Annotated in this window: 17 protein-coding genes and 1 pseudogene; 7 read left to right on the forward strand and 11 right to left on the reverse strand. The window is 71.8% G+C overall.

Annotation, left to right across the window (positions count from 1 at the left end):
* Nucleotides 1-89: 89 nt before the first annotated feature.
* Together AB0F82_RS26870 and AB0F82_RS26875 are read right to left on the reverse strand one after the other, a co-directional pair.
* Nucleotides 90-433, reverse strand: a pseudogene (locus AB0F82_RS26870) (transposase); the annotation flags it as partial.
* 99 nt (nt 434-532) lie between these two features.
* A complete protein-coding gene (locus AB0F82_RS26875) occupies nt 533-1,081 on the reverse strand; it encodes a hypothetical protein (protein ID WP_362631978.1) in 549 nt (182 codons plus the stop codon).
* A gap of 251 nt (nt 1,082-1,332) precedes the next feature.
* Here AB0F82_RS26875 and AB0F82_RS26880 point away from each other — a divergent pair, with 251 nt between their 5' ends.
* Nucleotides 1,333-1,530, forward strand: coding sequence for a hypothetical protein (locus tag AB0F82_RS26880; protein ID WP_362631980.1), 198 nt, complete (start codon nt 1,333-1,335; stop codon nt 1,528-1,530).
* Between the two features lie 18 nt (nt 1,531-1,548).
* Here AB0F82_RS26880 and AB0F82_RS26885 read toward each other — a convergent pair whose 3' ends face one another.
* The 7 genes from AB0F82_RS26885 to AB0F82_RS26915 all read right to left on the reverse strand — a co-directional run bounded on the left by AB0F82_RS26885 (nt 1,549) and on the right by AB0F82_RS26915 (nt 8,780).
* The gene (locus AB0F82_RS26885) at nt 1,549-3,012 is read right to left on the reverse strand and encodes an MFS transporter (RefSeq protein ID WP_362631982.1); all 1,464 of its coding nucleotides are present in this window, start codon (nt 3,010-3,012) and stop codon (nt 1,549-1,551) included.
* A gap of 106 nt (nt 3,013-3,118) precedes the next feature.
* A complete protein-coding gene (locus AB0F82_RS26890) occupies nt 3,119-3,604 on the reverse strand; it encodes a MarR family winged helix-turn-helix transcriptional regulator (RefSeq protein ID WP_356814879.1) in 486 nt (161 codons plus the stop codon).
* An 81-nt stretch (nt 3,605-3,685) separates the two neighbouring features.
* Nucleotides 3,686-5,560 carry an AMP-dependent synthetase/ligase gene (locus tag AB0F82_RS26895; protein ID WP_436842167.1) on the reverse strand — a complete coding sequence of 625 codons (1,875 nt, stop codon included), beginning with the start codon at nt 5,558-5,560 and terminating at the stop codon, nt 3,686-3,688.
* Between the two features lie 222 nt (nt 5,561-5,782).
* Nucleotides 5,783-6,349: a DUF4291 domain-containing protein gene (locus tag AB0F82_RS26900; RefSeq protein WP_362631985.1), complete on the reverse strand. Its 567-nt coding sequence runs from the start codon at nt 6,347-6,349 to the stop codon at nt 5,783-5,785.
* Between the two features lie 104 nt (nt 6,350-6,453).
* Nucleotides 6,454-7,200, reverse strand: a complete 747-nt coding sequence (locus AB0F82_RS26905; RefSeq protein WP_362631987.1) for a class I SAM-dependent methyltransferase — start codon at nt 7,198-7,200, stop codon at nt 6,454-6,456.
* Nucleotides 7,201-7,209: 9 nt separating this feature from the next.
* The gene (locus AB0F82_RS26910; protein WP_362631989.1) at nt 7,210-8,040 is read right to left on the reverse strand and encodes a helix-turn-helix domain-containing protein; all 831 of its coding nucleotides are present in this window, start codon (nt 8,038-8,040) and stop codon (nt 7,210-7,212) included.
* Nucleotides 8,041-8,363: 323 nt separating this feature from the next.
* Nucleotides 8,364-8,780, reverse strand: coding sequence for an ATP-binding protein (locus AB0F82_RS26915; RefSeq protein WP_362631993.1), 417 nt, complete (start codon nt 8,778-8,780; stop codon nt 8,364-8,366).
* Between the two features lie 155 nt (nt 8,781-8,935).
* Between AB0F82_RS26915 and AB0F82_RS26920 the strand changes: the two genes are divergently transcribed.
* From AB0F82_RS26920 to AB0F82_RS26930, 3 genes are all read left to right on the forward strand, one after another.
* Nucleotides 8,936-9,793 carry a helix-turn-helix domain-containing protein gene (locus tag AB0F82_RS26920; protein ID WP_362631995.1) on the forward strand — a complete coding sequence of 286 codons (858 nt, stop codon included), beginning with the start codon at nt 8,936-8,938 and terminating at the stop codon, nt 9,791-9,793.
* The gene (locus AB0F82_RS26925; protein ID WP_362631997.1) at nt 9,790-9,981 is read left to right on the forward strand and encodes a DUF397 domain-containing protein; all 192 of its coding nucleotides are present in this window, start codon (nt 9,790-9,792) and stop codon (nt 9,979-9,981) included. Before AB0F82_RS26920 ends, AB0F82_RS26925 begins: the two co-directional genes overlap by 4 nt.
* 62 nt (nt 9,982-10,043) lie before the next feature.
* Nucleotides 10,044-10,469 (forward strand): hypothetical protein, encoded by a 426-nt coding sequence (locus tag AB0F82_RS26930; RefSeq protein ID WP_362631999.1) that lies wholly within the window; start codon nt 10,044-10,046, stop codon nt 10,467-10,469.
* Between the two features lie 289 nt (nt 10,470-10,758).
* On the opposite strand, the gene AB0F82_RS26935 is transcribed toward AB0F82_RS26930, so the two are convergent.
* Nucleotides 10,759-11,235 (reverse strand): hypothetical protein, encoded by a 477-nt coding sequence (locus AB0F82_RS26935; protein ID WP_362632001.1) that lies wholly within the window; start codon nt 11,233-11,235, stop codon nt 10,759-10,761.
* A 42-nt stretch (nt 11,236-11,277) separates the two neighbouring features.
* Here AB0F82_RS26935 and AB0F82_RS26940 point away from each other — a divergent pair, with 42 nt between their 5' ends.
* From AB0F82_RS26940 to AB0F82_RS26950, 3 genes are read left to right on the forward strand one after another with little or no spacing between them, the layout of a single operon-like run.
* Nucleotides 11,278-11,856 carry a hypothetical protein gene (locus AB0F82_RS26940; protein WP_362632003.1) on the forward strand — a complete coding sequence of 193 codons (579 nt, stop codon included), beginning with the start codon at nt 11,278-11,280 and terminating at the stop codon, nt 11,854-11,856.
* Nucleotides 11,853-12,173: a hypothetical protein gene (locus AB0F82_RS26945; protein ID WP_362632005.1), complete on the forward strand. Its 321-nt coding sequence runs from the start codon at nt 11,853-11,855 to the stop codon at nt 12,171-12,173. The genes AB0F82_RS26940 and AB0F82_RS26945 overlap by 4 nt, the downstream gene beginning before the upstream one ends.
* Nucleotides 12,146-12,484, forward strand: coding sequence for a hypothetical protein (locus tag AB0F82_RS26950; RefSeq protein ID WP_356814874.1), 339 nt, complete (start codon nt 12,146-12,148; stop codon nt 12,482-12,484). The genes AB0F82_RS26945 and AB0F82_RS26950 overlap by 28 nt, the downstream gene beginning before the upstream one ends.
* Nucleotides 12,485-12,607: 123 nt before the next feature.
* Here the strand turns inward: AB0F82_RS26950 and AB0F82_RS26955 are convergent, their stop codons facing one another.
* Entirely contained in the window at nt 12,608-13,936 is a 1,329-nt protein-coding gene (locus AB0F82_RS26955; RefSeq protein ID WP_390075865.1) for a dicarboxylate/amino acid:cation symporter, read from the reverse strand.
* Between the last annotated feature and the right edge of the window lie 180 nt (nt 13,937-14,116).

The raw sequence follows: 14,116 nt of genomic DNA on the forward strand, positions 1-14,116 counted from the left end.
CGCATAGACGTCCTCTTCGCCATGCTCCGCGACGGCACCTTCTACCAGCCACCCACCACGGTCACGGCTTGACGAAAACCATAGGGGCACTTTTTCCTGGCAGCGGCAGCGTGCTGATGAGCCCGGCAGACGGTGGAGTCCACCGAGACGGTCCAGCCGATGTCGGCATCAGCGTCGGCTGCTGCCAGAACTGCGGCGAGAATGCGTCCCCAGGTGCCGTCCACGGCCCACCTGATCAGGCTTTGTGAGCGGTCCGGAACGAGCCGAGCTCGTCCGGCAGGTCCCGCCAGGGCGAGCACGTGCGGTACTTCCATGCGATGGCCTCCAGGGTTCGGCGGTGATCGGCCCACCGCCGACCGCGGACCGGATCGGGCGGCATCAGCGGCTCGATCCGGTCCCACATGGCATCAGTGATCACTAAATGGACAGACACATCCGATCAAGACCAACCGATCAAAGAGACACGCTCTAGGCGGGGCGGGGCAGGGCGCGATGGGGCGGGGCGGGGCGGGGGCGTCGACGGGACCGGCCGTCAGAAGACGGCGGTCCCGATCCCGACCAGGATCCCGGCCGCCGCCGCCAGCACGATGGCGGCGAACAGACCGACCAGGGACAGCAGGAAGTAACCCTCGCCGTTCTCCACCGTGCCGCTGCGCGCACAGGCGAACAGCCAGGCCGCGAGCGTCAGGAACGGTACGAGCAGCAGGCCGCCGGCCGTGCCGAAATTGAACACCGCGCCCCCCGACAGCTCGTACGCCCTGCCCCTCGCCGTCCGCACCTCCACCTCGGTGCCCCGCCGGTACTCGTCGGCGGCGGTGTCCAGCACGATCTCGCGCGCCGCCTCCCCCGGCCGCCGGGGCGTGTACCAGCCCGTGCAGTCGGTGCCGGTCGTGTAGCCCTCGGCGTCGGCTGCCTCGAAGCAGCGGCTGACCGAGAGGACCCCGTCGACGGGCCCGAAGCCGAGTACGGCGCCCATCTGCGGCCCGGGCAGCACCCACATCAACCACCCGGCCACCGCGAGCGTCACGACCACCCCGGCCCCGGCCGCCCCCCGCCCCAACCCCCGCACACCAACGCGCACAACGCCCCCTCTCCCGTGCAGGCCGATACCCACGGGGGAGGTGCCGTAACGCGGCGGGGCGGCTGCGGGATGGTCGGGAGCCCCCGCCTGGCGTTCCGCCACCTCCCGGGTCCGGGAGTGGGGGCCCGGTCGGTGTCAAGCCCCGAGATGCCGGGGCGTGACGGGGCGGGGCGGCGGGGGCGCAATGGTCGTACGAGGTTCGGCTCCGCAGGCCGGCCGCCACCGCTCCCCGCAGCGCCAAGGAGAACGTCATGACCAGCATCCACCGTCTCGCCCTCCTGAAGGCCGCCATCGCCGTGGGAGCCCTGCGCGTGGCGCCCGGCCTGGTCGGAGACTCCGTGGGGCGCGCCGCGACCGGCACCCTCATCCCCATGCGGCCCGAGTCCCAGGGCGGGCCCGGGCACTCCGTGCGGGCGTCGCTGCGCAGCCGCTGGTCCGACGTCGCCTGAGGCGGCCCCGCCGGCGTGTCAGGCCGCGGGGGTCCGGGGCGGGCGGCGCAGGACGGTGGCGGCGACTGCCAGGGCGGCGACGAGGAGGGCCGCGCCGACCGCGAAGGCCAGGTGGTAGCCGCCGGTCAGGGCCTCGGAGGCGGGGCGGCCGGCCGCGGTGAGGGACTCGGTGCGGGAGGCGGCGAGGGTGGAGAGGACCGCGACGCCGAGGGCCATGCCGATCTGCTGGGTGGTGTTGAAGAGCCCGGAGGCCAGGCCCGCGTCCTCCTCCTTCGCTCCGGACATGCCCAGGGAGGTGAGGGCGGGCAGGGCGAGGCCGAAGCCGGCGGCGAGGAGCATCACGGGGAGCAGGTCGGTGAGGTAGTGGGCGTGCTCGGCGTTGCCGGGGACCCGCGTGAGCAGGCCGAGTACGCCGATCAGGAGGACGAGCCCGGTCAGGAGGACCCTGCGTTCGCCGAAGCGGGCGTTGAGGCGGGCCGAGACGGCCAGGGAGACCACGCCGATGGCGGCGGCGGCCGGCAGCATCGCGAGGCCGGTCCCGGCGGCTCCGTATCCGAGCACGTTTTGCATGTAGAGGGCGACGAGGATCTGGAAGGAGAACAGGGCGGCGACCATCAGCATCTGCACCAGGTTGGCGCCGGTGACGCTGCGCGAACGGAAGATCCGCAGGGGCATGAGCGGATTGCGTGCGGTGGCCTGGCGGACGAGGAATCCGGCGAGCAGGGCGAGGGAGAGGGCGCCGAGGCCGAGCGTGTGGGCCGAGGCCGCTCCGTACTGGTCGATCTTGACGACGGTGTAGATCCCGAGCATCAGTCCCGAGGTGACGAGCAGCGCGCCGAAGGTGTCGGCGCCGGCCTTCAGGCCGAGGCCGCGGTCGCCGGGGAGGGCGGGGAGGGCGACGAGGAGTGTCGCGATGCCGATGGGCAGGTTGATGAGGAAGATCCAGTTCCAGGTGAGTGCGTCGGCGAGGACGCCGCCGAGGACCTGGCCGATCGAGGCGCCGGCGGCACCGGTGAAGCTGAACACCGCGATGGCCTTCGCCCGTTCGCGGGGCGCGGTGAAGAGCGTGACGAGGATGCCGAGGCTGACCGCGGAGGCCATCGCGCTGCCGACGCCCTGGAGGAAGCGGGCGGCGATCAGGACCGTGGGAGATGCGGCGGCGCCCGCCAGGAGGGACGCGGCGGTGAAGAGTCCGGTCCCCGCGAGGAACATCCGCTTGCGGCCGATCAGGTCGCCGAGGCGGCCGGCGAGCAGGAGCAGGGAGCCGAAGGCGATGAGGTAGGCGTTGACGACCCAGCTCAGCCCGGCCGGGGTGAAGCCGAGGTCGTCCTGGATGGCCGGCATGGCGACGGTGACGATGCTGCCGTCGAGGACGGTCATGAGCATCCCGGTGGCCAGGACGCCGAGGGCGAGCCGGCGGGAGGTGCGCACGGTCGGTGCGGCTGCGGCCGGTGCGGCTGCTGGTGCGGAAGTGGCAGACATGGCGGTCTCTCCTGTCGTCGGGAGCCAACAGGAGAGACCGTAACAGATAGTTTTGTTGCAGACTATCTTCTACGGACCCAGGTTTGCGCTGCCGCCCTTCTCGCCGTCACCCCTTCTGGCGCGCCCTCCGAGCCGGCCGCGGTCCCTCGACCGGGGTCTCCAGATGGCCGGTGACCAGCCGGTTGAGCGCCCGGAGCAGCACCTCGCGCTCAGCGGCGGGCAGGGAGTCGAGGGCGCCCGCGTGGACGCCGTCGACGATCTTCTGGCTCTCCTTCGCGACCTTCGCCCCCGCCTCGGTCACCGCGATGATCCGCGCCCGCCGGTCGGTGCTGGACGGACGGCGCTCGGCCAGGCCGGCCTTCTCCAGCGCGTCGACGGTCACCACCATCGTGGTCTTGTCCATGTCCCCGATCTCGGCGAGCTGCGCCTGGGTGCGCTCCTCCTCCAGGGCGTGGACGAGCACGCAGTGCATCCGCGGGGTGAGCCCGATCTCGGCGAGCTGCGCGCTCATCCGGGTGCGCAGTACGTGACTGGTGTGATCCAGGAGGAAGGACAAGTCCGGTTCGGTGCGGGTGGGTGCCATGGCTGTCATGTCAGCCAGCGTAACGAAACTCGATCCGTCACGGATTATCGACAGACGGACGACCTGTGGTGCGACCGGGGCCATGGCCGCTCACGCCTCGCGCGGCCCTCGGTACAGCTCGTCGATGCGGTCGGCGTAGTCGCGTGCGATGGCGCCCCGCCTGAGCTTCAGCGACGGGGTCAGATGACCGCGCGCCTCGGTGAAGTCGCCCGTCAGGACGGCGAAGCGGCGGATCGACTCGGCCCGCGACACCAGCTGGTTCGCCTCGTCGACGGCCCGCTGGAGGTCTGCGAGCAGCTCTTCGTCCCGGACGAGCTCCCGCATCGGCACGTTCTGCTTCTTCCGCATCTGGCGCCAGTGCCACAGCCCGTCCGGCTCCAGGGTGATCAGCGCGGCGATGTACGGCCGGTTGTCGCCGACCACCATGCACTGCCCGACCAGCGGGTGGGCCCGCAGCCAGTCCTCCAGCGGCGCCGGGGCGACGTTCTTCCCGCCGGAGGTGATGATCAGGTCCTTCTTGCGGCCGGTGATGGTGAGGTACCCGTCGGCATCGAGCTCCCCGATGTCCCCGGTGGCCAGCCAGCTGCCGTACGGGAGCGCCTGCCCGCTGTTCCAGTAGCCCGCGAAGACGTGCCGCCCGCCCAGAAGCACCTCCCCGTCCGGTGCGATCCGCACCGCCGTGCCGGGCAGCGGCCAGCCCACGGTGCCGAGCCGGGGGCGCAGCGGCGGGGTCACGGTGCTGGCCCCGGTCGTCTCCGTGAGTCCGTAGCCCTCGAAGACCTCGATGCCCGCGCCGGTGTAGAAGGCGGCGAGTCTGCGCCCCAGCGGTGATCCGCCGCTCAGGATGTAGCGGACGCGGCCGCCGAGCGCGGTCCGGATCCGCCGGTAGACGAGCGGGTCGTACAGGGCCCGGGCGGCGCGCAGGACGGGCCCGGGGGCCTTGCCCTCGACGCTCTCGCCGATGCGGCGGGCGATGCGGGCGGCCCGGTCGAAGGAGGAGGCGCGGCCCATCTTCTCGGCGGTGGCGCGGGCGGTGTTGTAGACCTTCTCCAGGACGTAGGGGATGGCGAGCAGGAAGGTCGGGCGGAAGCCGGCGAGGTCGGCGAGGAGGTCCTCGGTACGGATGCTGGGCGCGTGTCCGAGCTTGACGCGGGCCCGCAGGCAGCCGACCGCGACCATCCGGCCGAAGACATGGCTGAGCGGCAGGAACAGCAGGGTCGATGCGGGGTCCTTGCTGGCTGACTTGAAGACGGGGTGCAGCAGCTCGATGGAGTTGTCCACCTCGGCGAAGAAGTTGGCGTGGGTGATGACACAGCCCTTGGGCTGCCCGGTGGTGCCGGAGGTGTAGATGAGGGTCGCGACGGAGTCCGGGGTCCGGTTGGCCCGCCGCGCGTGCACGAGGGCCTCGGGGATGCGCTCCCCCGCCTTCACCAGCCGGCCGATCGCGCCGGTGTCGAACTCCCAGAGGTGGGCCAGCCAGGGCAGGTTCGCCCGCTCGGCGCTGATGATGCGGGCCTGTGCGGTGTCCTCGACGGCGCAGGCCACGGCGCCGGAGTCCTGGATGATCCAGCGCGCCTGGAGGGCGGAGGAGGTCGGGTAGATCGGTACGGTGACCAGGCCCGCGGCCCATCCGGCGAAGTCGAGCAGGGTCCACTCGTAGGTCGTGCGGGCCATGATGGCGAGCCGGTCGCCCTCGCGCAGTCCCTCGGCGATCAAGCCCCTGGCGACGGCGAGGACCTCGGCCGCGAACTCGGCGGCCGTGACGTCGCGCCAGGAGCCGTCGGCCTCCTTCCGGGCGAGTACGGCTTCGTTCGGGGCCTGCGCGGCGTTCTCGAAGGGGATGTCCCCGAGGGAGCCGTGCGCGGGGACCGCGGCGAGTGGGGGTACCCGCACCTCGCGCACCACTCCGTCGACGACCGTCCGGACGGGCTCCACCAGCTTCGGCTCCGCTTCCACGGCGCACACTCCTCGGCTCACACGAGTGTTACCGCCGGTAATCTACGGAGGGTCACCGCGCCCGACCAGCCCCTGGAGCCCTTCTTCACCGACGCTCCACCCGACGCTCACCGCGAAGTCCCTGCCCCCGGCCCGGACCCCGTGCGGTCGCCGCTCGGGCCTGCGGCCGCGGCGAACACCGCTCCAACAGCTCGGAGCGCCGGTTGAACCCGGTTTCGCGGCAGTCCGCCGTCACCCGCCAGGAGTGAGGCGGCCTTCCAGCGCCGGCGGGAGCGGGTAGGCGCGCTCTGCGGGGAAAAGCCGCCGTGCTCTGGCGGCTTGCCCGGTCTGCAGCAGCGATGCGGCCTTGCGGACTTGCGGAGTGAGGTCGGTGAGACCGACGATCCAGTCGTCGTTGAACGTACGGATCAGATGGCGGCCGATGCCGACCTGGATGCTGTAGTGGTTCAGCGCCGTACCGCGCGGCGAGCGCTCCGGGTCCCACTGGACGTGCACGGCGGCCCGGCCCACGGCCCTCGGGTCCGCGGTCGTGAGCACGGCCCGGGACAGGGCCTCCTCCCAGCCGTCGCGCGTCATCCGCACCGCGAGCACGCGCTCCTGACCGGGTTTGCGAGCCCAGTTGCTGCGGTGCATCAGCCACATGTACGACGGCTTGATCCACGTCATCCGGTGGAACGAGAACGGCTCGACGAAGCGGCCCGCCCGCAGCGCCGGCTCGGCGTTGGCGGGCGCGTACGCCTGGTAGACCACGATCGTGCGGGCGTCGTAGTCGGCGCGGACCTGATACTGGGATGCCATGCCGCACCCTGCCATCCGGCCCGCGCCTCCCGCGCGCCGATTTCCCGCGCCGCCGCGCCGCCCGCCCGCGCCGCCTCGCGGGTGATCGGCTGCTCCGCCGTCGATCAGTCCGGGCAGACGGGCGACGGCGCGGCCTCGACCACGAAGAAGAGGAACGTCGGCCTGCGTGAAAGGTCGTCGAAGTCGTCGGGGAACAACTCGCGGGCCGCCGGGGCCGGCTGCGGCTCGCTGATGACGGAGAGGCGGAAGCCGGCGGCGGTGAAGGCGTCGGTCATCGCGTGCAGCGGTTTGCGCCAGAACCTCATCGGGGCGCAGTGCCCGCCCAGCGTCCACTCGAAGGCATAGTCGGTGGTCGCGAAGTAGTCGGGCTGGGGATCCTGGAAGGTGTAGGCGACGAAAGGGTGGTCCACCGAGGCGATCAGCCGGCCGCCGGGCCTGAGCACGCGCCGCAGCTCGGCCAGCGTCGGCCCCCAGTCCTCCAGGTAGTGCAGCACGAGCGATGCGACCACGTCGTCGAACTCACCGTCGGCGAAAGGCAGTCGGTCCCGCAGATCGACGCGGTGCAGCGCCGCGTCGTCACCGAGCCGCCGTCTGGCCAGGGCCAGCATCCCGGCGCTGACGTCGATGCCGGTGACGAGGGCACCGCGGTCGCGCAGGGCGGCGGACAGCGGGCCCGAGCCGCAGCCGGCGTCCAGGATCCGGCGCCCGGTCACGTCCCCGGCGAGGGCCAGGACCGCGGGCCGTTCGTAGTGGGCGTTGACGAGGCTGTTCTCGTTCTCCGCCGCGTAGGCCTCGGCGAAGCCGTCGTAGTCGTTCGCGACGCTCTCAATTCCATCGGACAAGCGTTCCATCTCCGCACCCTACGCGGCCACGACCGGTCGGCAGCGTCTGCAGCGGCCCGGGGTCGGGGCGCGGAAGGCGTGGTCACAGCCGTCGCAGTTCTGGAGAGGGTCCGGCCGTCTGGGCGGCTGGACCGTCGGGGTGGGCGGGGCGGGCGGGAGGTGCGGCGGGAGCAGGGCGGTGAGCCGGTACGCGAGGACGGACGCGGGGCGGCGCATGTCCTCGGGCAGGTCCCACGACAGGGCCCGCCGGACGGCTTCGGGGTCGACGCCGCGCTCCAGCCAGGTCGACACCAAGGGCGCGAGGCGTCGTACGTCGCGTTCGGCCAGCAGCAGCCGCGGGTCGTAGCGCCGCAGTCCGGCGAGCAGGTCGGCCGCACCCGGGTGCAGCCGCTGTTCTTCGGGAGCCGCCACGACGTCCGGCTCCGGAGCCGGGTCCGCCACGAGACGGGGCTCGTCGGCCCCCTGCGGCGCAGCCTCCGCCTCCGGCTTCGACTTCGGCTCCGTCTTCGGCTCCGGCTCCCGCTCCGGCTCCGGTACGGGTTCCCGGACCGGCGGCGGCGGTGGAGGCAGCGGCGGGGGTGGTCCGTCCGAGGCGGAGCCCGGCTTGTTGTACGAGTACGTACGGGTCACCACCCGGCCGCCCTCCAGCCGCTCGCGCCGCCGCTCCAGGTAGCCGTGCTTCTCCAGCTCGCGCAGGGCGGAGGCGATCCGCACCTCTCCCTCCGGGAACCGACCGGTGAGGGCCTTGATGCCGACGGGGGCGCCGCCCGGCAGTGACTGGATGTACGCCGCGACACCGATCGCCGTCGCGGACAGCTCCCGGTGCTGGAGGAGGTGGTTGCCGACCACGGTGTAGTGACTCGCGTGCCACGTGTTGACGTGGATGACACCGGATCGGGCGGCGCCGGAGGGAACTCGGGACGTGGCGCGTGAAGGCGCGCTAGGGTGCTGGGGAGCCATTGGGAAGCGTCTACTTCCTTGTTGGTCAGGCCCTCGGCCGGGATGCCAGTCCCACCGGGGGCCGTCTCATGTCTGGAGTTGTCGCGGCGAGCATATGCCCGCCAACCCACCCGAAAGCCAGCCCAGTTGGCACCTTTCACCCGTCCGAGCGACGCGGGCCGGGTGGGTTGGTGGGTTGGTTCTTTCTCCCGGTTCTTTGGGTCTTTATGCGTCTAAGCACGCCGGGTCGCGGACCCCCGCGACCCGGCGACCAAGGAGGCCAGGGAGACCTCCGCCCACACCACCTTGCAGGGCAGCGGCCCTTCCCTGACGCCCCAGCGGTCCGCCAGCGCTTCGACGATGACCAGTCCGCAGCCCGCGTCGCGGATCCGCGGGATCCGGTCGCCGCGCGCGTCCGTCACCTCGATCAGCAGCGTCTCCGGGGTCGCCGTGAGGGCCAGCCGGAAGTCCCGGCCGGGCACGCGCCCATGGGTCACGGCGTTGGCGGCCAGCTCGGCCACGACATGTGCGGGCTCGACCAGGGGAAGTCCCCAGCCCCGCAGTTGCTCGACCGTCAGGAGGCGGGCGAGACGGGCGGCGCGCGGGGTCGCGGACAGCTGGACGTGGAAGTCGACGAGTTGAGGAATCACGTCACTCAGCGTGTCCGTCCGTGCGTACCGTGAGAAGTGGCAGCGCCCGTACGTCCCGGGTTTGTCCGGAGCTTGTCCGGAGCCGTCCCGACTGTCCGGACGCGCCCGACGGGTACGAGGCGTTGCGTACATCGGCTCGTCGGAAGTGGGTGCGCATGAGCGCAGACAGTGACGGTACGGAAGAGCCCGGCTGGGACGTCGATCCGGAGGACGAACAGGGCGCGGCGGTGGTGGCCGCGCTGGGCCGCCAGCTCAGGGCGTGGCGCGAGGCGGCCGGCCTGCGGCCCGCGGACTTCGGGGCGGCCATCCAGTACGGGGAGGACCAGGTCCGCAAGGTCGAGTCGGGCAAACGGATCCCTCGCCCCGAATACCTGGACAGGGCGGACGAGGTACTGGACGCGGGAGGCCGGATCTCCGCGATGAAGGCCGATCTGGAGCAGGTCCGCTACCCGAAGAAGGTGCGGGACCTGGCGAAGCTGGAGGCGCGGGCCGTCGAGATCGGCTCGTACGGCAACCACAACATCCACGGTCTGCTCCAGACCCCGGAGTACGCTTCGGCGCTGTTCAGGATGCGGAGGCCCGCGTACTCCCAAGACGAGATGGACCACAACCTGGCGGCCCGCATGGCACGTCAATCCGTCTTCGAACGCACCCCCGGACCCGCGCTCAGCTTCGTCCAGGAACAGGTCACGCTCACCCGTCCGATCGGAGGCACAATGGTGCTGCGCCGCCAGCTCGAACACCTACTGGAGGTCGTCCAGCTGCCGAACGTCGAGTTTCAGGTGATGCCCACCAACCGCGAGGAGCACGCGGGCATGGGCGGACGGATCCAAGTCCTGAAGTTCGCCGATGGCTCGGCAGTCGGACGATCGGACGGCGCGTTCCACGGCCGAACGGTCTCCGACCCGAAGCAGCTCCGAATCCTTGAACTGCGCTATGGCATCATCCGAGCTCAGGCGCTCACGCCCCGAGAGTCGCGGGCCTTCATCGAGGAACTGCTGGGAGAAACATGACCGACAACCGTGAGCTCGGCTGGTTCAAGAGCAGCTACAGCGACAGCAGCGAGGGGGACGACTGCGTCGAGGTGGCCACCACCCCCGGCGTGGTCCTGGTCCGCGACTCCAAGGACGTCGAGCGCGCCCACCTGGCCTTCGGCCCGCACGCATGGGCCGGGTTCGTCGCCCACGCGTTCGACGCCTGACGGAACCGTGCGTTCCCGTTGCGCGTCTCCCGATTGACGGTCGTCAACTAGGCGGGGGATGGATGTCATTCGACGCGGAATGGGCGCAGCACAAAGCCCTCGCCCGGTCGGCACCGGCACCGGCACCGGCGCCCGACACGAGCGGCGGCGGCCCCGCCGGGACCCTCGTGGCCGGCTCCTCCTCCATCAACGGCAACGCGAACCTCCTGATCGAGATCGCCGCCCTCCTCCACGAGGGCCGCCCCGACGGCGACGCGAGCACCATGGCCCGCGCCCCGCGCGCCCACACCGAAGTCGCCGAACAGGTCCTGCGGTTCGCGGCGTTCGCCGACGACCAGTTCAAGGACACCGTCGCCCTCTTCGCCGGCCTCGCCACCCGCCTGAAGACCACCGGCACCGCATTCGCGCGCGTGGACGACGACACCGCCCGGTCCTTCCTCGCGGGCCTCCTCTCCTCGGGGCAGTACGTACCGCCGGAGTGCAAGTGAGCAGCGGGCTCAGCCATCGTGAGGACGTCGCGTTCCTCGAAGAGTGCAATCCGCCCCTCATCGAGCGGAACGCCGCCGAGTTCCGCCGCCTGCGCGACCTCCTCGTCCAGGTCGGCGAACCGGCCCGGCGCGCGGAGACCCGTACCGAGTGGGAGAGCGAGGGCAGCCACACGTACACCGCGCGCCTCACCGAGGCGCGCCTGCTCGTGGCCCAGACGGCCGAGGGGTACGACAAGGCCGCCAGCGCCCTGAACGCCTATGCCGCCGCCGTCACCACCGCCAAGTCCCACTACCGCAACGGCAAGCACACCGAGCGGGCGCTCGCCGCGCTCATCGACACCAAGGGCGTGGCCGTCACCAAGGTCGCGCGGGCGGCCGAGCCGATGCGCCGGTGGGAGGACATGCGCGCCACGACGGGTTTCCTGGACTTCCTGGCCGAGGCCACGATGGACGTCGACGACATCCGGGAGGAGGCGGACCGGCTCCACGACGCGGCGGGCGGCAGTTTCCACCTGGCGAAGACGGTCGAGGCGGAGGCCCGCGCCACCTGCGTGCACGCGCTGAAGCAGGCGTACGAGCTGCTCCCCGAGTTCAAGGTGCCGGGCGGCGGGGCGCGCCCCGACCTGTACGCGGCCATGGCGGACATCCGCCGGGAGGCCGCGGAGGCCGCGGCCTCCCCGCTGACGCACCTGCCCGGCAGCGGCCCGAAGCGGGAGACGGCGCCCCCGCCCGGCGACGCCGCGATGTCACCCGCGCTGCGGGACATCCGGATGCGGATCTCGTCCCTGCCGCATGCGGACGACAGCTATTGGGACCCGCCGGGCGACGACGAGGAGCGGGCCGCTGGATCTCCCACAACAAGGAGGTCCTCCGAGCCGCGGCGCGGCACTCCGGGCTGCCCGACGAACTCGTCGCGGGCATCGCCTGGAAGGAGATCGGCGGCCAGTACGGGTTCACCGACGACCTCACCGACACCGTGCGCGGCGCGGCCGACTCGCCGCTGGGCCCGGTCCCGGCGCGGGACCTCCCCTGGCGGCTGGGCGGGACCCCCGACGAGACCTCCTTCGGCCCGATCGCGATCCAGCTGCGCCGGGGCGCCGAGGTGCTCGGCTACGATCCGGCGCACCTCACGGACGCCCAGCGGGACCTGGTGGAGGAGTCGCTCCAGGACCCCGAGCAGAACGCGTTCATCGCCGCGGGCTTCCTGGCCCGGATCAAGACCGAGGCCGGGTACGGCGACGTGCCCGCCGAGCAGCTGACCGACGCCCAGATGCGGGAGATCGCCGCCCGCTACAACGGCGGTCCGTACTGGCAGTCGGGCAAGGCCCAGGACTACGGCGATGATTTCGGCGACGCTCTCGGCAAGGTGAAGGACGCGATGGGATGACAGACGGCCGCGGGACGACCGTCCCGGCCGGGGGTGGTCGGTGGGTGCGCTGGGCGTTCGGGCTGCCCCTCGCCCTCGTGCACGCGCTGAACGCCGTCCTCGTCTACGCCGCCGTGGCCCGGGGCCCGCAGGCCGAGTGGGACCACCAGGGCTACGAGGGGACGGCGGCGGCCGTCTTCCTCTCCCTCTGCCTGGGCCTGATCGGGACCCTGATCACGCTCGTCCCGCCCGTCCGCAAGGCGCTGGGCCCGTGGTGGTTCGCGCCACCGCTCGTACTGGGGGTGATCGCGTGGGTTCGTATCGGGACGCTCGGCTGAGGCTGCCCCGCGAGGACGTCGACCTGCCCGAGGACCGCGGCTGCCTGCGCTGGGTGCTCGGCATCCCGCTGGTGGTGCTCTACGTGCCCGCGGTGTACGCCTGCTACATCGCCCTGGCCGTGCGCCCGGACTCGCCGTACGACCAGCTGCGCGAGGACGCCCGGTTCATGGGCGGCTTCTCCCTCGTCCTGTGCCTGCTGGGCCTGCTGATCACCATCACCCCGCTCTACCGCCGCACGATGGGGCGCTGGTGGTTCGCCGCGCCCGTCCTGATCGCGACGATCGCCTACTTCCGCGCCCAGACGGTCTGACCTCCCCGTCAGCCCGTACGGCCCGACCGAACGCCGCAGCCCCCGCCCGGACGGGGGCGGGGGCTGCGGCGAGTGCGGCGGCCGGCCCGGGTGAGCCGGGCGGCCGGGTGGAGCCGGGGCGGCTCAGGCGGTCGCGGCGGCCGGCTGCGGCGTGGCCTCGACGACGGCCGGGGCGGCGGGCTCGTCCAGAGAGCCCGAGGCCGTCGCGTAGGCCTCCTTGTCCAAGATGCCCTCGCGGGCCGAGACGAGGACCGGCACCAGCGCCTGACCGGCGACGTTCGTGGCAGTCCGCATCATGTCGAGGATCGGGTCGATCGCCATCAGCAGGCCGACGCCCGCGAGGGGGAGGCCCAGGGTGGAGAGGGTCAGCGTCAGCATGACGGTCGCGCCCGTCAGGCCGGCCGTCGCGGCGGAGCCGATGACCGAGACGAAGACGATGAGGAGGTATTCCTTGATGCCCAGCTGCACGTCGAAGATCTGCGCGATGAAGATCGCGGCGAGCGCGGGGTAGATCGCGGCGCAGCCGTCCATCTTGGTGGTGGCGCCGAACGGGACGGCGAAGGAGGCGTACTCCTTCGGGACGCCGAGGCGTTCGGTGACCTTCTGGGTGACGGGCATGGTGCCGACGGAGGAGCGGGAGACGAAGGCCAGCTGGATGGCGGGCCAGGCGCCCTTGAAGAACTGGACGGGGTTGACCTTGGCGACCGTCGCGAGCAGCAGCGGGTAGACGCCGAACAGCACCAGGGCGCAGCCGATGTAGATGTCGGCGGTGAAGGTGGCGTACTTGCCGATCAGGTCCCAGCCGTACGTGGCGATCGCGGTGCCGATGAGGCCGACGGTGCCGATCGGGGCGAGGCGGATGACCCACCACAGGGCCTTCTGCAGGAGCTCCAGGGCGGATTCGGCGAGGTCGAGGACCGGCTTGGCCTTGGCGCCCAGCTGGAGGGCGGCGATGCCGGCGACGACCGCCAGGAAGACGATCTGAAGGACCTTCAGCTCGGTGAACGGCGTGACGATGTCGGTGGGCACGATGCCGGTCAGGAAGTCGATCCAGGAGCCGGTCTTCTTCGGGTCCTTGCCGTCGGCGGCGGTGAGGCCGGTGCCCGCACCGGGGTCGGTCAACAGGCCTATGCCGATGCCGATGCCGACCGCGATCAGCGAGGTGATCATGAACCAGAGGAGGGTGCGGGAGGCGAGGCGCGCCGCGTTGTTCACCTTCCGCAGGTTGGTGATCGACACCAGGATCGCGAAGAAGACGAGCGGGGCGATGGCCAGCTTGAGCAGCTGGACGAAGATGTCGCCGGTCTTCTCCAGGGTGGTGGCGAGCCAGCTGACGTCCTGGCTGCGGGCTATCCAGCCGAAGAGGACGCCGAGGGCCAGACCGGCGACGATCTGGGCCCAGAAGGGGAACTTGAACGAGGCCTTGGCAGGGGCCTGCGGGGTCGCGGACACGGACACTCTCCGGAGGTGGCGCACGAAGTCAGGGGGGGTGGTTCTGCGTGGTGTTGCGGTGCGGCAGCAGCCAGGAAGGGCCGGCCGGGACCGCTGCTGTATCGATTCAGCTCAACAGCAACAGGCCGCGGACGCGCGGCGGCAGAGGTCGACGTGCAGGCGCGTCACGAGCGGAACGCT

Source organism: Streptomyces virginiae (assembly GCF_040638905.1).
GTDB classification, from domain to species: Bacteria; Actinomycetota; Actinomycetes; order Streptomycetales; family Streptomycetaceae; genus Streptomyces; species Streptomyces virginiae_B.